Source organism: Streptomyces sp. MRC013, from assembly GCF_023614235.1.
Taxonomy (GTDB): Bacteria; Actinomycetota; Actinomycetes; order Streptomycetales; family Streptomycetaceae; genus Streptomyces.
In genome coordinates this window covers 2,178,395-2,195,099 of sequence record NZ_CP094264.1, presented here as the reverse complement: position 1 = coordinate 2,195,099, position 16,705 = coordinate 2,178,395, and the positions used below count along the sequence as shown (strand labels likewise).

The following is a 16,705-nucleotide window of genomic DNA, read 5'->3' as shown; positions in this document are numbered from 1 at the left end:
CGGCGGCTACGGCACGGGGCCGGCCGGGTCCGCCGGGTGCGGGGCCACCAGCGGCAGCGAGGACGCCAGCCGCGCCTCGCACAACCCCGCCAGCACGTCGTACGCCGCCTTGCCCATCAGCTCCGTCAGCTCCGGCCGGTAGGTCGCGTACACCGGTTCGCCCGCGCCGTGCGCCGAGGCGGCGGAGGTGCACCACCAGTGCAGGTCGTGGCCGCCGGGGCCCCAGCCCCGGCGGTCGTACTCGCCGATCGACACCTGGAGCACCTTCGTGTCGTCCGGCCGCTCGATCCAGTCGTACGTCCGCCTGACCGGGAGCTGCCAGCACACGTCCGGTTTGGTCTCCAGCGGCTCGCGCCCCTCCCGCAGCGCCAGGATGTGCAGCGCGCACCCCGCGCCGCCCGCGAAGCCGGGGCGGTTCTGGAAGACGCACGAGCCGTTCCAGCGGCGCGTCTGCCGCTCGCCGTCCTCGTCGAGCTGCACCCAGCCCGACTCCGTCCCCACCCCGTGGAACTGCCACAGCTCCGGCGTGAGCCGCTCCACGTGCCCGGCGACCCGCTCCTCGTCCTCCTCGTCGGAGAAGTGCGCGCCCAGCGTGCAGCACCCGTCGTCGGCGCGGCCCGCCCGGATGCCCCGGCAGCCGCTGCCGAAGACGCACGTCCAGCGGGACGTCAGCCACGTCAGGTCGCAGCGGAAGACCTGGTCCTCGTCGGCCGGGTCGGGGAACTCCACCCACGCGCGCGGGAAGTCCAGACCCTTCTCGTCGTCCTCCTGCGGGGCGCCGCCCCCGGCCTCCGGGAGCTCGTACTTCTCGCCGGGGCCCGTTTCGCCCGGCTTGGCCTTCTTGGTCTCTGGCACCCGTCCAGAGTAGGCGCAGCCCGTCACACGGGCGCAGTAGCGTGCAGGCATGAGACTCGCAGTCCTCGACGTCGGTTCGAACACGGTGCACCTGCTCGTCATGGACGCCCACCCGGGCGCCCGGCCGCGACCCGCTCACTCGCACAAGGCGGAGCTGCGCCTGGCCGAGCTGCTCGACGCGGACGGCGCCATCGGCACCTCCGGCGTCGACCGGCTCGTCGCGATCGTCGGGGCGGCGCTGCGCACCGCCGAGGAGAAGGGCTGCGAGGCGGTCCTCCCCTTCGCGACCTCCGCCGTCCGCGACGCCGCCAACGCCGAGGCCGTCCTCGCGCGCGTGAAGGCGGAGACGGGCGTCGGCCTGCGGGTCCTCACCGGGCCGGAGGAGGCCCGGCTCACCTTCCTCGCCGCCCGCCGCTGGTTCGGCTGGTCGGCCGGGAAACTGCTGCTCCTCGACATCGGCGGCGGCTCCCTGGAGATCGCGTACGGCGTCGACGAGGAGCCCGACGCGGCCGTCTCCCTCCCGCTCGGCGCCGGGCGGCTCACCGCCGGCTGGCTGCCCGGCGACCCCCGAGCACGGCCGACGTGAAGGCGCTGCGCCGCCACGTGCGCGCGGAGATAGCCCGTACGGTCGGCGAGTTCGCCCGCTTCGGCGGACCCGACCGCGTGGTCGCCACGTCCAAGACGTTCAAGCAGCTCGCCCGGATCGCCGGGGCGCCGGGTTCCGCCGACGGCCTGTACGGGCAGCGCGTGCTGAGCCGTGCGTCGCTGGAGGAGTGGGTGCCGAAGCTGGCGGGCATGACCGTCGAGCAGCGGTGCGCCCTGCCCGGCGTGTCGGAGGGCCGGGCCGGGCAGCTGCCGGCCGGGGCGCTGGTCGCGGAGGCCGCGATGGACCTGCTGGGCGTCGAGGTGCTGGAGATCTGCCCCTGGGCGCTGCGCGAGGGCGTCATCCTGCGCCGCCTCGACCACCTCCCCGAGTGACGGACCGGACCCGTACCCTTTCCCTCGTGGCAGACGTGGCAGAGCAAGCGGAGCGCCCGTCGGGGCGCGCACCCCGTGCGAAGGTCGCCCTCTCGACGGCCTCGGTCTACCCCGAGTCGACGGCGACGGCCTTCGAGGTGGCCGCGCGCCTGGGCTACGACGGCGTCGAGGTCATGGTGTGGACGGACCCGGTCAGCCAGGACGTGGAGGCCCTGCGCCGGCTCTCCGACTACCACGGGGTGCCCGTGCTCGCCGTGCACGCGCCCTGCCTGCTGATCACCCAGCGCGTCTGGTCGACCGACCCGTGGACCAAGCTCCAGCGGGCCCGGGCGGCGGCGGAGGGGCTCGGCGCGTCGACGGTCGTCGTCCACCCGCCGTTCCGCTGGCAGCGGCAGTACGCCCGCGACTTCGTCACCGGGATCTGGCGGATGGCGGGCGAGACGGACGTGCGGTTCGCCGTCGAGAACATGTACCCCTGGCGGTACCGCGACCGCGAGATGCTCGCGTACGCCCCCGAGTGGGACGTCACCAAGGACGACTACCGCCACTACACGGTCGACCTCTCCCACACGGCGACCGCCCGCGCGGACGCGATGGCGATGGTCTCCCGGATGGGCGACCGGCTGGGCCACGTCCACCTCGCGGACGGGCGCGGCTCCGCGAAGGACGAGCACCTCGTGCCGGGCCGCGGCACGCAGCCCTGCGCCGAGTTGCTGGAGCACCTCGTCCGCACCGGTTTCGACGGGCACGTCGTCATCGAGGTCAACACGCGGCGTGCCATGTCCGCCGCCGAACGGGAAGCCGACCTCGCCGAGGCGCTGGCCTTCACCCGTCGGCACCTGGCGCCGTCGGCCCGCCTGCCGTGACCGGCGGCACGGCGCCGCGCAGGGGCCGGGGCAGGCCGCCCGCCGCCGGGCGCGCGGACGGGCCCGGCACCCGGGAGCGCATCCTGGAGGCGGCCCGCGCCGAGTTCGCCGAGCGGGGCTACGACAGGACGTCGGTGCGCGGCGTCGCCAGGGCCGCCGGTGTCGACGCGGCCCTGGTCCACCACTACTTCGGCACCAAGGAGGAGGTCTTCGCGGCGGCCGTCGAGGTCTCCTTCGAACCCGCGCTGCTCGTCCCCGCCGTGGTCGGCGCCGGTCCCGACGGCGTGGGGGAGCGGCTGGCCCGGTACTTCCTCGGAGTGTGGGAGGACCCGGCCACGCGCGCACCGCTCCTGGCGGTCGTCCGCTCGGCGCTCACCCACGAGGCGGCGGCGGGGGTGCTGCGCGGCTACGTGCTGCGGCGCCTGCTGGAGCGGGTCGCGAAGGACCTCGACGTACCGGACCCGCGGTTCCGGGCGGAACTGGCGGCGGCCCACATGATCGGCATCGCGATCCTGCGGTACGTGGTCCGGGTCGAGCCGCTGGCGTCGGCGGAGCCGGAGGCGATCGTGGCGATGGTCGCGCCGACCCTGCAGCGGTACCTCGCGGAGGCCTGACGGAGGGCGGGGCCGGGACGCCGGCGCGGTCCGGAGGCGGCGGGCGCGGCGGGAAACGGGGTGGACCGTCTGCCCGGCGGGGAAGCGGGTGCGGGCGGTGTGCCCGGTGGGCGAGCTGCCCGTCCCGACATGCGGACACGGCGTCCACCACCTGGAGCGGCGGCGTACGCTCGGAGGAGCCAGTCTCTCTGACGAGGAGCGAGCGAGGATGCCCGAGCTGAGGTCCCGCACAGTCACCCACGGCCGCAACATGGCGGGCGCCCGCGCCCTCATGCGCGCCTCCGGGGTACCGGGCGAGGACATCGGCCGCAAGCCGGTCATCGCCGTCGCCAACTCCTTCACCGAGTTCGTCCCCGGCCACACGCACCTCCAGCCCGTCGGCCGGATCGTCGCCGACGCGATCCGCGCCGCCGGGGCGATCCCGCGCGAGTTCAACACGATCGCCGTCGACGACGGCATCGCCATGGGCCACGGCGGCATGCTCTACTCGCTGCCCTCCCGCGACCTGATCGCCGACTCCGTCGAGTACATGGTCGAGGCGCACTGCGCGGACGCGCTGATCTGCATCTCCAACTGCGACAAGATCACCCCCGGCATGCTGATGGCGGCGCTGCGCCTGAACATCCCGGCGGTCTTCGTCTCCGGCGGCCCCATGGAGTCCGGCCGCGCCACCCTCGTCGACGGCACGGTCCGCACCCTCGACCTGGTCGACGCGATCTCCGACGCGGTCAACGACGCGGTCTCCGACGAGGACATCCTCCGCATCGAGGAGAACGCCTGCCCGACCTGCGGCTCCTGCTCCGGCATGTTCACCGCCAACTCGATGAACTGTCTGACGGAGGCCATCGGCCTGTCCCTCCCCGGCAACGGTTCCGTCCTCGCCACCCACACGGCCCGCCGCGCTCTGTACGAGGACGCGGCGCGCACCGTCGTCGAGATCACCCGGCGGTACTACGAGCAGGACGACGCGTCGGTCCTGCCCCGCAACGTCGCCACGTTCGCCGCCTTCGAGAACGCGATGGCCCTGGACATCGCCATGGGCGGCTCCACCAACACGATCCTGCACCTGCTGGCCGCCGCGCAGGAGGCCGGCGTCCCCTTCGGGCTGGAGGAGATCGACGCCGTCTCGCGCCGCGTGCCCTGCCTGGCGAAGGTCGCGCCGAACGCCGCGAAGGACCGCACGTACTACATGGAGGACGTGCACCGCGCCGGCGGCATCCCGGCCCTCCTGGGCGAGCTGCACCGCGCGGGCCTGCTCGACGAGGACGTGCACGCCGTCCACAGCCCCTCCCTCGCGGACTGGCTGAAGACCTGGGACGTGCGCGGCGGCTCCCCGTCCGCCGAGGCCGTCGAGATGTGGCACGCGGCGCCCGGCTGCGTGCGCTCCGCGGAGGCGTTCTCCCAGTCGGAGCGCTGGGAGGCGCTGGACATCGACGCCGAGGGCGGCTGCATCCGCTCCGCCGGGCACGCCTACTCCCAGGACGGCGGCCTCGCGGTCCTGAAGGGCAACCTGGCGGTCGACGGGTGCGTCGTGAAGACGGCCGGCGTCGACGAGTCGATCTGGACGTTCGAGGGACCGGCGGTCGTCTGCGAGTCGCAGGAGGAGGCCGTCGAGAAGATCCTGAACAAGCGGGTGAGGGACGGCGACGTCGTCGTCATCCGCTACGAGGGCCCCAGGGGCGGCCCCGGCATGCAGGAGATGCTCTACCCGACGTCGTTCCTGAAGGGCCGCGGCCTCGGCAAGACCTGCGCGCTGATCACCGACGGCCGCTTCTCGGGCGGCACGTCCGGCCTGTCCATCGGCCACGCCTCGCCGGAGGCGGCGTCCGGCGGCACGATCGCACTGGTCGAGGACGGCGACCGGATCCGCATCGACATCCCGAACCGGACGATCGAGCTGCTGGTCGACGACGCGACCCTCGCCGCCCGCCGCACCGCCCTGGCCGGTGTGTACGCCCCGCGGAACCGCACCCGCAAGGTCTCGGCGGCGCTCCGCGCCTACGCGGCCATGGCCACCAGCGCCGACAAGGGCGCCGTCCGCGACGTCACGAAGCTCCCCTGACGGGGCGGCGGCGGCCCGGCCGGCCCCGCGCCGGGGCACCGGCGGTCGCCGGTGCCGGACCGTCGGCCGCACCGGGCGGTCGCCCGCCGGGCGTCATCCGTGTCGGACCCGGCGTCGGGACGCTGTCCGCACCGGGCCGTCAGCCGCACGGGCCGTCGACCGTACCGGGCTGCCTTGCCGGGCGGGGGCCGGGCGGGGTGCCGGGGCACCGCCCGTGCCGGGCCGCCCCGCGGCGGGTCACCACCCGGCCGGGTCCACGGCGAAGACCGCCCCGTCCGGCGCCCCGCCGTACACCCTGCCCCCGGACACCACCGGAGGGGCCAGCGACGGCACGATCCCGGCCGCCATCCGCGGCCCGCTCTGCCCGACCGGTACCCCGCGTGCGGCGTCGACCCCGAGCACCCGGCCGTCGCCGGCCATCAGGAGGACCCGGCCGGCCGCGACCACCGGCGGCGACACCCGCGCCGCACCGGTCTCCAGCCGCCACAGTTCCCGCCCCCGTCCGGGTCCGGTGCCCAGGTCGACCGCGGCCAGCGACCCGCCCGACCCGACCACGTACGCGGTGTCCCCGTCCACCACGGCCTGCGCCTGGTCGGCCGCCGCCGTCAGCGCGACCCGCCGCACCCCCCGGTCGTCCCGGTCCAGCCGCACCACGGCGTCGGTGTACAGGTCCCTGTCGGCGGAGAGCAGCACCAGCGCCTCCTCCGTCGCCTGCACGGGGGTCAGTGAACCGGGCACCCGTTCGAGCCACAGCACCCTGCCGTCCGCCGGGTCCACGGCGCTGACCAGCGTCGACGCCCCGTTCTCCGCGACCGCCGCGGCGAACACCGGTCCGCCCGCCGCTCCGGCCACCCACTGCGCGCCGCGCGCCGCGGGCCGGCCCACCCACCGCCCGGCACCCGTCGCGGCGTCGAGCGCCCGCACCCGCCCGTCCCCGTGGACGACGAGCACCATGTCGGCGCCGTGCACGACCTGGGCGTACGAGCCGAGGCCGACGCCCCAGCGGACCGCGCCCGTCGCCGGGTCGAGCGCCTCCAGCCGGGCCTCGCCGCCGGCCGCCGTACGGGGGCTGACCACACGGACCAGCCCCCCGGCCACCACCACGGAGGCGCCCTCCTCCGCCCCGGCCGGCGCCCCGGCCGGCACCGACCAGGCCACCGTCCCGTCCACCGCGTCCAGCCGCGCGGCCTTCACCCCGGGAGCGGCGCAGTACAGCGCGCCGTCCGCCGCGGCGCACACCGGCGGCGCCGCCTCGGTACCCGTACGTCCCGTGCCACCCGTACCGAGGGGCACCGCCCAGGCCCGGAAGTCCCGCACCACGACGGCGGGTCCGGCGCCGCGCACGGCGTCCGCGCCCCGTACGGCGACCAGCCCCCGACCAGGGCCCCGGCCGCCGCGACCGCCGCGGCGATCCACACCAGCCGTCGCGTCCCGGGCCCGTGCCGGCGCCGCCCGAACGCCGGGGCCCCACCGGCGTCCCCGCCGTCCGCCGACCCGCCGCCCGCGGGCTCGCCACTCGCCGGCCCGTCCTCCACGGGCTCGCCCCCAGTCGGCCCGTCGTCCGCCGGTCCGCCGTCGGGAGGGCTCCCTGCCTTGTTCCGCCCGGGCGGTCCCGCGGCCCGGCCCGCCCCGCGGCGGTTCTCCTCGGGGCCGCCGGCCCCGTGCCGGCCTCCCTCGCCGATGCCGCCGTCGGGCACCCGCAGGGCGACCATCACCTGCTCCGGCGCGGGCCGCTCGGCCGGGTCCTTCGCGAGGCACCGCCGCAGCAACGGCGTGACCTCGTCCGGCACACCGGTCAGGTCCGGCTCGTTGTGCACCACCTGGTACGCCACCACGTAGGGGCTGTGCGAGTCGAACGGCCCCCGTCCCGTCGCCGCGTGCACCAGTACCGCGCCCATCGCGAACACGTCCGCCGCCGGCCCCACGTCCCGGGGCCGCTGGAACTGCTCGGGCGCCATGAACGGCGGCGTGCCGATGAGCTTCCCGGTCTCGGTGCGCATGGCACTGTCGCTCGGCCGGGAGATGCCGAAGTCGATGACCTTCGGCCCGTCCGCCGCGAGCAGGACGTTGCTGGGTTTCAGGTCCCGGTGGACGACCCCCGCCCGGTGGATGTCGCGCAGCGCCTCGGCGAGTCCGGCGCCGAGCCGGCGCAGCTCCGCCGTGTCCATCGGCCCGTTCCGCTTGACGCGTTCCGACAGGGTCGGCCCGTCGATGAACAGGGTCGCCATCCACGGCCTCGCGGCCTCCGGGTCGGCGTCGACGACCGGCGCGGTGAACGCCCCGCTGACCCGCCGCGCGGCGTCGACCTCCTGCCGGAAACGCGCCCTGAACTCCGGGTCCGCCGCGTGCTCGGCGTGGATGACCTTTACGGCGAGGCGCAGGCCCGAGTCGGACGTGGCCAGCCGGACGACCCCCATGCCGCCCGAACCCAGCCAGTCCTCCAGCCGGTACCTCCCGGCGTACTCCGGATGTTCCGCTTCCGGTACCGCCCCGGGGCTGTGCAGCGGCGGCATCGTCCACCCCCGTGTGTGCTCGCTCGGACGCGCGACGCACGGAGCCTAGTCGATGATGCGTGCGATGTCGGTCCGGCTTGTTAGCCTCCCCACCACAGGGGTGCCCGCACGGAGCGGGCGCCCGGGGGAGGTACACATGGACACGAACTCGGTCAAGCGCTACCCGGTCGCGCCGGGGGTCCGGCTCAACGTCCGCAGCGGCCCCGGCACCCACTACGGCATCGTGAAGCTCCTGCCGGAAGGCGTGAACGTGCCGATCAACTGCCAGACGCCGGGCACCTGGGTCTCGGGTCCGTACGGCACGTCGAACATCTGGAACAACATCGCCAACGGCCAGTACGTGTCGGACGCGTACGTCCGGACCGGGGTCGACGGGTACGTGACGGTGCGCTGCGCCTGACGCGTACCGCGGCGGCACCGGCCGACGGGGGATAATCGCTCCGTGAGCGACCCCACGGACCCGACCGCCCCCGCGGACCCCACCGGCACCACCGCCCCCGCGGACCCCACCGGCACCACCGGTCCCGGCGGTACCGCCGGCGCGGCCCGCGCGGCGGAGGCGTCCGGCGGTCCCCGGCCCGAACCCCTCCGCTTCTTCGGCACGACCTGGGTCGGCCACGACGGCGGGTACGCGCTGCGGCGCGCCGGTGTCGCCGCGGGCTCCCTGGCCGCGGCCGCCGCGGGCGCGTTCGTCCTGCGCCTCGCGTACGAGGGCCTGGCCCTCGCCAGACTCGGGGGCTTCGCCGACGGCCTGGTCGTCGTGATGTTCGCGGTCTGCACGGCCGTCGCCTTCCAGCGGACGTGGGCGGGCTTCGACCGCCGCCCCGCCGACCCGGCCCGGGAGGACGCCCTGCGCGGCCTGAAGGCGATCGGCTTCCTCGGCTCGCTCCTCGCCTACTTCGTCCGCTCCCTCTTCGAGGCCCCCGGCGAGAAGCTCGTACGCGCCGAGTACGAGGCGGCCCGCGCCCGGTACGAGAAGCGTCGCACCACCCGCACCGGCAACCCGGCGGCCCGCGGGAAGCGCCCCCGCCGCTAGCCGGTGCGGCCGGCGCCCCGCCCCGCGGACCCGGGGCCGTGGGGGCGGGGCGCCGGCCCGCGGACCCGGGACCGCGAGGGCGGGGCGCCGGTCCGCGGTCGTCCGGGCTACTTCGGGTCGCGGTCGAAGGCCGCCCTCGACCAGAGGCAGCCGAGCGCGGAGAGGGCCAGGCACCAGGCGACCGCGAGCCACCCGTCGTGCCCGATCCCGCTGCCGAGCAGCAGCCCGCGCAGTGTCTCGATGACCGGGGTGAACGGCTGGTACTCGGCGATCGGCTGGAACCAGCCCGGCATCGCGTCGACCGGGACGAAGGCGCTCGAGACGAGTGGCAGGACGATCAGCGGCATGGCGTTGTTGCTGGCGGCCTCGGCGTTCGGGCTGACCATGCCCATCCCGGCCGCGATCCAGGCGAGGGCCAGGGCGACCAGCGCCGTGAGCCCGAGCGCGGCCAGCCACTCCAGGACCGTGGCGTCCACCGACCGGAAGCCGACGGCCACGGCGACGGCGCCCACGAGGACCACGCTGGCGACCGACTGCAGCACGCTGCCGAGGACGTGCCCGACGAGCACGGACCCGCGGTGGATCGCCATCGTGCGGAAGCGGGCGATGATGCCCTCGGTCATGTCGTTGGACACCGACACCGCGGTCCCCACCACGGTGCCTCCGACGGTCATCATCAGGATGCCCGGCACGACGTAGGCGACGTAGTCGGAGCGGTCCCCGCCGCCCATGCCCGAGCCCATCACGTCGCCGAAGACGTAGACGAAGAGCAGCAGCAGGACGATCGGGGTGAGCAGCAGGTTCAGGGTGAGGGACGGATAGCGCCGCGCGTGCAGGAGGTTGCGGCGCAGCATCGTGGACGAGTCGCGCACGGCGAGGGGCAGGGAGCTCATCGGTCGGCCTCCTGGGGCTGGTCGGTGCCGCCGGTCAGGGCGAAGAACACGTCGTCGAGGTCGGGGGTGTGCACGGTCAGCCCGTCCGCCTCGACACCGGCCGAGTCCAGCCGGTCGAGGATGGAGCGCAGTTCGCGCGGGCTGCCGTCGCCGGGGATCCGCAGCGTCAGCGCCTCGTCGGCGGGAGTGTGCCCCGCCCGGGTGGGGGCGGGGGGCCGGGGGAGGGCGGTCCCGCGCAGCGCGAGGGCGGCGCTCCGGAGGGAGGCCGGGTCGGAGAAGCGCAGACGCACGTGCCCGCCGGGCACCAGCCGCTTCAGTTCCCCGGCGGTGCCCTCCGCCGCGATCCTGCCGCCGTCGAGCACGGCGATGCGGTCGGCGAGTTGGTCGGCCTCCTCCAGGTACTGCGTGGTGAGGAGGACGGTGACGCCGTCGGCGACCAGTTCGCGGATGATCCGCCACATGTCGCGGCGGCTGCGCGGGTCGAGACCGGTGGTCGGTTCGTCGAGGAAGATGATCCGCGGGCCGCCGACCAGCGTCATGGCGATGTCGAGGCGGCGCCTCATGCCGCCGGAGTAGGTGGCGGCGGGCTTCTTCGCCGCGTCCACCAGGCCGAAACGCCCCAGCAGTTCGGTGGCGGTGCGGCGGCCCTCCTCGCGGGGGAGGTGGTGCAGGTCCGCCATGAGGAGCATGTTCTCCTCACCGGTGATCAGTCCGTCCACGGCGGAGAACTGCCCGGTCACGCCGATCGCGGCGCGTACCCCGTCCGGTGACGCGGCGACGTCGTGGCCCGCCACCTGCGCCCGGCCGCCGTCGGCGGCGACGAGCGTGGAGAGGATGCGCACCGTGGTGGTCTTGCCGGCGCCGTTGGGCCCGAGCAGCGCGAAGACCGAGCCGGCCGGGATGTGCAGGTCGATGCCGTCGAGGACGGCCCCGCCGCCGTACGACTTGCGCAGGCCGACGGCGGACACGGCGGCCGGAGCCGTGCGGCTGCCGGGCACTTTGGATGTGGGCATGACAAAAGAAGACATGGAGTCCTCCGTTCGAGGGCGGGGACGGTGCGGGTGGGAGGCGGGAACGGCCGGGTACGCGGCGTTCAGGCTCCGGCGCGGAGGACGTCGATGTTGCCGTACCGGGTGCGCGCGTGGATCTCGACGGTCTCCTCGGTGCCCTCCGGGGCCTCGGACGCGGTGAGCGCGTTGCGCACCTGGCCGGCGTTCGAGCCGGCGTCGAGCCAGGCGGCGGTGCCCTCCCGGACTCCGACCTCGATGGCGCCGTGGGAGGTCTCCAACCGGACGGTGCCGCGCACGACCTCGGCGACGCGCAGGGTGCCGGTGGCGGTGGTGGCGGTGACGGAGGCCCCGGCGCGCCCGATGTCGATGCCGCCGTGGGCGTTGCTCACCCGCAGGTCGCCGGTGACGGCGCCGACGGTCGTGGTGCCGTGCGAGTTCTTCAGGACGGCGGGGCCGTCGACGGTGCCGACGCGCAGGCTGCCGGAGCTGGTGGTGATCTCGGCCGCGCCCTCGACCCGGTCCACGGCGATCGAGCCGTGGGTGGCGGTCAGGTGCAGCGGGCCGGTGGTGTCGAGACGGACGTCGCCGGACGAGGTCTTCACCCGGACCTCGCCGAGCCGGCCCTCGCCGAGCACCTGGGTCCAGGCGCCGGTCGTGTCGACGTGCGAGCCCGCGGGCAGTTCGACCGTCACGTCGACGACGCCGGTACGGCCGAACAGGTGGCGCCCTTTGGGCGTCCTGACGGTCAGCGCGCCGTCCGCGCAGGCGACCTCGGTCTGTTCGGCCGCGCGGACGTCCTGGTCCCGCCCGGCGTCGCGGGGCCGCACCTCGACGACGGTGTGGGGGCGGTCGCCCGCGGCGAAGCGGATGGAACCGGCCTCCACGTGCGCCGTGGCCGAGATCGGTTCGGGAGTGTCGAAAGAAGGCATGGCTGTCCCGTTCTCTTGGGTCGTGGCCACGTTCCCGCTGGTGGGACGTGGTGAGGGGTGGAGTGGGTCGGGCGTGGGGGCGGCTAGCGGACCCAGCCCGTGACGCTCTGTCCGATGGTCTGGATCCTCCCCGTCGTACGCGGCCGGGTGCCGCCGTCGACCGCGACCGACACGGCGCGCACCAGCCAGGCGTTGACCGACAGGCCCTCGTGGCTCGCGGCCTCCTCGACACGGGCCTTGAGGTGTGCCGGCAGACGCAGGTTGACGCGGGCGGTGCCGCCGTCGTCGCCGTCGGCCGGGGTCCTGGGCGGTTCGGCGGGCGCGGTCGGTTCCGCGGGGGCGCCGTCGCCGGTGGGCGGCGGCGTCACCACGAAGTCCGGGTCCAATCCGCGCAGCCGTACGTCGACCGATCCGGGAGCGAGTTCGCGGGTGATCTCGTCCATCGCGGCGGAGAGCACGTTGAGCATCGCCAGGCGGGTCGCCGACTCCAGGGGAGCGGTGAGCCGCTCGGCCAGCTCGCGGGCGTCTTCCCCGCCGGCCTCGGCGGCCACCGCGAGCTCGCGGTGGAGGGTGTCGATATACGGCGTGAGGTCCATGGCGCCATTATGGCGCCATTGTGGTGCCATGTGCAAGCCCGGGTGGCGCATTGACGGGCGCGGGCCGAAATGAGGGCGCCTGAGCTGCGGAGGTGGGTGCGGGGTGCCCCAGGCCGCTGTGGCGTCATGCGCTTGCGGGGGTCCCTCGGAAGCTGAAGTGACGCCGCATGGCACTGGGTGCTGCCAAGTGGCGCCAAGTGGCGTCAAGTGGTGCCGGATGGCGCCAGTCGGTGCCGCGCGGTGCCGTTCGGCGTCGCGGGAGGGGGCTCGCTCCCTCCGAGCGATCCGCCGCCGATCCGAGCTCCGGGACGTACCCGACGGCGTGTTCGCGGGGTGTCGTGGTGTCGGGTCCTCGGAGACGGAAGGGCAGGCGGAGGGGGAGGCGGAGGCGGAGGTGGAGGAGCAGGGGGAGGGGGAGGGGAGATGCAGGCGGAGAGTGCCGCGTCGTCCGGGTGGCCCGCGCGGCCCGCCCCCACTCCCACCCGGCACGCGCCGGCGGTGGCGCCCGGCGCACGGCGCCCGGCGCACGGCGCCCACGTCGGCCCCTTCGCGTCGGCCCCTTCGCGTCGGCCCCTTCGCGTCGGCCCCTTCGCGTCGGCCCCTTCGCGTCGGCCCCTTCGCGTCGGCCCCCTCGCCCCGGCCCCACTCGCCCCGGCCGCGCCCCGTGCCGGCCGGCGTCGCCGCGCCTCCGGGCGGTTCGTGCGGACCGGTTCGTGCCGGCCGGGTCGCGTTGACCCGCCCGCGCCCGTCCAGCTGTGCCGATCGACCCGTACCGGGCGACTCACGCCGACCTGCCCGCATCCACCTGCCCGCACCGGCCCGCCCGCGCCGGTCGCCCGGTCCCGCCGGAGCCGCCCCGCCCTCGTACCGGGATGGCGGGGAGCCGCCCCGGGCGCCGTACCCGGGCGGCCCCGCCGCCTCGGTGTCGGGGCCGGGTGTGCCTTGACACTCCCCGTCCCTAGCATCATTATTCATCACATGGTGAATTATTCTGGCGCGGCCGTCGAGGCCCGGGACCTGACGGTCGTCCGGGGGAGCCGCACCGTTCTGCGCGGCCTCGACTTCTCCGTACCCCCGGGCCGGATCACCGGCCTCCTCGGCCCCTCCGGCTGCGGGAAGACCACCCTCATGCGCGCCGTCATCGGCGCCCAGGCCGAGGTCACCGGCACCCTGAACGTCCTCGGCCGACCCGCCGGCGACCCGGCGCTCCGCTCCCGCATCGGCTACGTCACCCAGTCCCCGTCGGTCTACGCCGACCTGTCGGTCCGGCAGAACCTCGCCTACTTCGCCCAGGTCCTCCACCCCGGGCGCCGCCACCGCGACCGGCGCGCCGAAGCCGTCACCCGTGCCCTCGCCGACGTGGACCTCACCGGTCACGCCGACGCCCTCGCCGGCCGGCTCTCCGGCGGACAGCGCAGCCGCGTCTCCCTCGCCGTGGCCCTCCTCGGCACTCCCGACCTCCTGGTCCTCGACGAGCCGACGGTCGGCCTCGACCCCGTCCTCCGCCGCGACCTGTGGGACCTCTTCCACCGCATCGCCGCCGACCGGGGCGCCGCCCTCCTCGTCTCCTCCCACGTCATGGACGAGGCCGAGCGCTGCCACCGCCTCCTCCTCCTGCGGGAGGGCGAGCTCCTCGCCGACGACACCCCCGAGGCCCTCCGCCGCCGCAGCGGCACCGGCACCGTCGAGGACGCCTTCCTCCACATGGTCGACACCGCCGCCGCGGCCACCGCCCGCACCCCCCTCGAGGAGCAGCCGTGAACGGCTTCCGCACCCTGGCCACCGCCGCCCGAGTCCTGCGCCAGCTCAGGCACGACCCGCGGACCGTCGCCCTGATGCTCTTCGTCCCGGTGCTGATGACCACGCTGCTCCGGTACGTCTTCGACGGCAGCCCGCGCGTGTTCGACACGATCGGCGCGTCCCTGCTCGGGATCTTCCCGCTGATCACGATGTTCCTGGTGACGTCCATCGCCACCCTACGCGAACGCACCTCCGGCACCCTCGAACGGCTCCTCGCCATGCCGCTCGGCAAAGCCGACCTCGTCGCCGGCTACGCCCTCGCCTTCGGCCTGCTCGCCGCCGTCCAGTCGGCCCTCACCACCGCCGTCGCCGTGTGGGTCCTCGGCCTCGACGTGGCGGGCTCACCCTGGCTGCTGCTCCTCGTCGCCCTGCTCGACGCGCTCCTCGGCACCGCGCTCGGCCTGTTCGTCTCCGCCTTCGCCGCGTCCGAGTTCCAGGCCGTCCAGTTCATGCCGGCCGTGATCTTCCCGCAGTTGCTCCTCTGCGGCCTGTTCACACCGCGCGACAGGATGCAGCCCGTCCTGGAGGCCGTCTCGAACGCGCTGCCCATGTCCTACGCCGTCGACGGCATGAACCAGGTCCTCCGCCACCCGGACGTCACCGGCGACTTCCTCCGCGACGTCCTGGTCGTCACCGGCTGCGCCCTCCTCGTCCTCGCCCTCGGCGCCGCCACCCTCCGCCGCCGCACCCCCTGAAGCGGCCCCGGCCCCGTACCGCGGCCCCGGCCCCGTACCGCGGCCCCGGCCCCGTACCGCGGCCCCGGCCCCGCCCGGAGGCCGTGCAGCCTCACCTCCGCCCCGCCCCCGTACCGCCCCCCGGAGCCCCGCGGCCCCGGCCCCGTACCACGGCCCGGAGCCGGCACCGCCGCCGACCACCGCGACCACCGACCGGCCGGGTGGGAGGATGGCGCCGGCAGTCACCCCACGGCAAGGCGAGCGGAGCAATGACCCAGACAGTCGCGGTCCTCGGCACCGGAAAGATCGGAGAGGCCCTCCTCAGCGGCATGATCCGGGCCGGCTGGCCCACCGCCCACCTCCTCGTCACCGCCCGCCGCCCCGAACGCGCCGGGGAGCTCCGCACCCGTTACGGCGTCGAGGCCGTCCCCAACTCCGAGGCCGCCCGGCGCGCCGACACCCTCATCCTCGCCGTGAAGCCCCAGGACATGGGCCGGCTCCTCGACGAACTCGCCCACCACGTCACCCGCGACCACCTGGTCGTCAGCGCGGCGGCGGGCATCACCACCGCGTTCATCGAGGAGCGCCTCGCCCTCGGGACCCCGGTCGTCCGCGTCATGCCGAACACCCCCGTCCTCGTCGACGAGGGGATGTCCGTCATCTCCGCGGGCACCCACGCCACCGGCGCGCACCTCGCCCACACCGAGGAGATCTTCGGCGGCGTCGGCAAGACCCTCCGCGTCCCCGAGTCCCAGCAGGACGCCGCGACGGCCCTGTCCGGCTCCGGGCCGGCCTACTTCTACTTCCTCGTCGAGGCCATGACCGACGCGGGCATCCTCCTCGGTCTGCCCCGTGCCCAGGCCCATGACCTCATCGTCCAGGCCGCCATCGGCGCCGCCGTGATGCTCCGCGACAGCGGCGAGCACCCGGTCAAGCTCCGCGAGGCCGTCACCTCCCCCGCCGGCACGACCATCAGCGCCATCCGCGAGCTGGAGAACCACGGTGTACGGGCGGCCCTCATCGCCGCCCTGGAGGCCGCCCGCGACCGCAGCCGCGAACTGGGCTCCGGCAACGGCTGACCCTGCCCCGCCCCCCGGCCCCCCGCCGTCCCCGGCCGGAGGGGCGTGGCCCCCGGCTGCCGGGGCCGTACCGCCCCGGCGTCCCGTCTGTCCCGGCCAGGAGGGGCGGCGCGCCCGGCGGTCACACCGTCCCGGCCACCTCCACCCCGGCGCCCCGCAACACGGCCGCCGTCGTCACGACCCTCGCGAACTTCTCCGAGTGCAGCGACACCGCCGTCGCCCGCGACAGCTCGTCGGCGGTCAGCGACCACCCGAACGGTCCGGTCGCGTCGAACGTGTGCATCGCGTCCAGCGGGAAGAGCACGTCGTACCCGAGGTTCCCGCCCATCCGGGCCGTCGTCTCGTTGCACATGTTCGTCTGGACGCCCGCGATCACGATCTGCCGCACCCCCGCCTCCCGCAGCCACGCGTCCAGGTCCGGCTCGCCGTAGAACGCCGAGTTCACCGACTTCGCCACCAGCAGCTCGGGCCCCGCACCCTTCCCCCGCCGCTCCTCCACCACGTCCTGGAAGTCGTTCCCCGGCTGCCCCGGCCGCAGCGGCGACCGCGGGTTCACCGAGTCGTGCCGCACGAACACGACCGGCCGCCCCGACCCCTGCCACACGTCGATCAGCGCGGCGATGTTCCCCTCCGCCGCCGGATTGTTCCGCCGCCCCCAGTACGGGTCCGCGAACCCCTTCTGCACGTCCACCACGACCAGCGCGGCGTCAGCCGCGATCTCGACCTCGACACTTCCGTTCAGTTCCATGCCGGAATCCTCCGACCTCCGCCCGGACCGTCACCAGTGGCGGTGACGACAC

General features: G+C 75.2%; 15 protein-coding genes and 2 pseudogenes. 9 read left to right on the top strand and 8 right to left on the bottom strand.

What is annotated here, in order from left to right; translation table 11 throughout:
• Window positions 1-6: 6 nt before the first annotated feature.
• Window positions 7-855, bottom strand: coding sequence for a hypothetical protein (locus LUW75_RS09935; RefSeq protein WP_462933713.1), 849 nt, complete (start codon window positions 853-855; stop codon window positions 7-9).
• 49 nt (window positions 856-904) lie between these two features.
• Here LUW75_RS09935 and LUW75_RS09930 point away from each other — a divergent pair.
• The 4 genes and pseudogenes from LUW75_RS09930 to ilvD all read left to right on the top strand — a co-directional run bounded on the left by LUW75_RS09930 (window position 905) and on the right by ilvD (window position 5,375).
• Window positions 905-1,833: pseudogene (locus LUW75_RS09930) on the top strand (Ppx/GppA family phosphatase).
• A gap of 35 nt (window positions 1,834-1,868) precedes the next feature.
• Window positions 1,869-2,699: a sugar phosphate isomerase/epimerase family protein gene (locus tag LUW75_RS09925; protein WP_250337612.1), complete on the top strand. Its 831-nt coding sequence runs from the start codon at window positions 1,869-1,871 to the stop codon at window positions 2,697-2,699.
• Complete coding sequence (locus LUW75_RS09920; protein ID WP_250335281.1) at window positions 2,696-3,313, top strand: TetR/AcrR family transcriptional regulator; 618 nt, start codon at window positions 2,696-2,698, stop codon at window positions 3,311-3,313. Before LUW75_RS09925 ends, LUW75_RS09920 begins: the two co-directional genes overlap by 4 nt.
• A 208-nt stretch (window positions 3,314-3,521) precedes the next feature.
• On the top strand, window positions 3,522-5,375 hold the full coding sequence (ilvD, locus tag LUW75_RS09915; RefSeq protein ID WP_250335280.1) for a dihydroxy-acid dehydratase: 1,854 nt from the start codon (window positions 3,522-3,524) through the stop codon (window positions 5,373-5,375).
• Between the two features lie 237 nt (window positions 5,376-5,612).
• On the opposite strand, the gene LUW75_RS24950 is transcribed toward ilvD, so the two are convergent.
• Window positions 5,613-6,614 carry an outer membrane protein assembly factor BamB family protein gene (locus tag LUW75_RS24950; RefSeq protein ID WP_462933712.1) on the bottom strand — a complete coding sequence of 334 codons (1,002 nt, stop codon included), beginning with the start codon at window positions 6,612-6,614 and terminating at the stop codon, window positions 5,613-5,615.
• 56 nt (window positions 6,615-6,670) lie between these two features.
• A pseudogene (locus LUW75_RS24945) lies at window positions 6,671-7,888 on the bottom strand (serine/threonine-protein kinase); the annotation flags it as partial.
• A gap of 136 nt (window positions 7,889-8,024) precedes the next feature.
• Here LUW75_RS24945 and LUW75_RS09905 point away from each other — a divergent pair.
• A complete protein-coding gene (locus LUW75_RS09905; RefSeq protein WP_250335279.1) occupies window positions 8,025-8,288 on the top strand; it encodes a peptidase in 264 nt (87 codons plus the stop codon).
• Window positions 8,289-8,330: 42 nt separating this feature from the next.
• Window positions 8,331-8,924 carry a hypothetical protein gene (locus tag LUW75_RS09900; protein ID WP_250335278.1) on the top strand — a complete coding sequence of 198 codons (594 nt, stop codon included), beginning with the start codon at window positions 8,331-8,333 and terminating at the stop codon, window positions 8,922-8,924.
• A gap of 107 nt (window positions 8,925-9,031) precedes the next feature.
• Here the strand turns inward: LUW75_RS09900 and LUW75_RS09895 are convergent, their stop codons facing one another.
• From LUW75_RS09895 to LUW75_RS09880, 4 genes are all read right to left on the bottom strand, one after another.
• Complete coding sequence (locus LUW75_RS09895; protein ID WP_250335277.1) at window positions 9,032-9,817, bottom strand: ABC transporter permease; 786 nt, start codon at window positions 9,815-9,817, stop codon at window positions 9,032-9,034.
• Window positions 9,814-10,830, bottom strand: a complete 1,017-nt coding sequence (locus tag LUW75_RS09890) for an ATP-binding cassette domain-containing protein (RefSeq protein ID WP_250335276.1) — start codon at window positions 10,828-10,830, stop codon at window positions 9,814-9,816. The genes LUW75_RS09895 and LUW75_RS09890 overlap by 4 nt, the downstream gene beginning before the upstream one ends.
• Before the next feature lie 80 nt (window positions 10,831-10,910).
• The gene (locus LUW75_RS09885; protein ID WP_250335275.1) at window positions 10,911-11,756 is read right to left on the bottom strand and encodes a DUF4097 family beta strand repeat-containing protein; all 846 of its coding nucleotides are present in this window, start codon (window positions 11,754-11,756) and stop codon (window positions 10,911-10,913) included.
• A gap of 83 nt (window positions 11,757-11,839) precedes the next feature.
• Window positions 11,840-12,352: a toxin-antitoxin system HicB family antitoxin gene (locus LUW75_RS09880; protein WP_250335274.1), complete on the bottom strand. Its 513-nt coding sequence runs from the start codon at window positions 12,350-12,352 to the stop codon at window positions 11,840-11,842.
• 978 nt (window positions 12,353-13,330) lie between these two features.
• Between LUW75_RS09880 and LUW75_RS09875 the strand changes: the two genes are divergently transcribed.
• The 3 genes from LUW75_RS09875 (at window position 13,331) to proC (ending at window position 15,905) form a co-directional block, all read left to right on the top strand.
• Window positions 13,331-14,113, top strand: a complete 783-nt coding sequence (locus LUW75_RS09875) for an ABC transporter ATP-binding protein (protein WP_250335273.1) — start codon at window positions 13,331-13,333, stop codon at window positions 14,111-14,113.
• The gene (locus tag LUW75_RS09870) at window positions 14,110-14,847 is read left to right on the top strand and encodes an ABC transporter permease (protein ID WP_250335272.1); all 738 of its coding nucleotides are present in this window, start codon (window positions 14,110-14,112) and stop codon (window positions 14,845-14,847) included. The genes LUW75_RS09875 and LUW75_RS09870 overlap by 4 nt, the downstream gene beginning before the upstream one ends.
• A 248-nt stretch (window positions 14,848-15,095) precedes the next feature.
• Window positions 15,096-15,905, top strand: coding sequence for a pyrroline-5-carboxylate reductase (proC, locus tag LUW75_RS09865; protein WP_250335271.1), 810 nt, complete (start codon window positions 15,096-15,098; stop codon window positions 15,903-15,905).
• A 121-nt stretch (window positions 15,906-16,026) separates the two neighbouring features.
• Here proC and LUW75_RS09860 read toward each other — a convergent pair whose 3' ends face one another.
• Complete coding sequence (locus LUW75_RS09860; protein ID WP_250335270.1) at window positions 16,027-16,653, bottom strand: cysteine hydrolase family protein; 627 nt, start codon at window positions 16,651-16,653, stop codon at window positions 16,027-16,029.
• Window positions 16,654-16,705 lie beyond the last annotated feature (52 nt).

Bases quoted from the DNA above. Each gene is read 5' to 3' on its own strand.
- ilvD (WP_250335280.1), top strand. From the start codon at position 3,522: ATGCCCGAGCTGAGGTCCCGCACAGTCACCCACGGCCGCAACATGGCG.
- LUW75_RS09905 (WP_250335279.1), top strand. From the start codon at position 8,025: ATGGACACGAACTCGGTCAAGCGCTACCCGGTCGCGCCGGGGGTCCGG.
- LUW75_RS09895 (WP_250335277.1), bottom strand. From the start codon at position 9,817: ATGAGCTCCCTGCCCCTCGCCGTGCGCGACTCGTCCACGATGCTGCGC.
- LUW75_RS09890 (WP_250335276.1), bottom strand. From the start codon at position 10,830: ATGCCCACATCCAAAGTGCCCGGCAGCCGCACGGCTCCGGCCGCCGTG.
- LUW75_RS09885 (WP_250335275.1), bottom strand. From the start codon at position 11,756: ATGCCTTCTTTCGACACTCCCGAACCGATCTCGGCCACGGCGCACGTG.
- LUW75_RS09880 (WP_250335274.1), bottom strand. From the start codon at position 12,352: ATGGACCTCACGCCGTATATCGACACCCTCCACCGCGAGCTCGCGGTG.
- LUW75_RS09875 (WP_250335273.1), top strand. From the start codon at position 13,331: ATGGTGAATTATTCTGGCGCGGCCGTCGAGGCCCGGGACCTGACGGTC.
- proC (WP_250335271.1), top strand. From the start codon at position 15,096: ATGACCCAGACAGTCGCGGTCCTCGGCACCGGAAAGATCGGAGAGGCC.
- LUW75_RS09860 (WP_250335270.1), bottom strand. From the start codon at position 16,653: ATGGAACTGAACGGAAGTGTCGAGGTCGAGATCGCGGCTGACGCCGCG.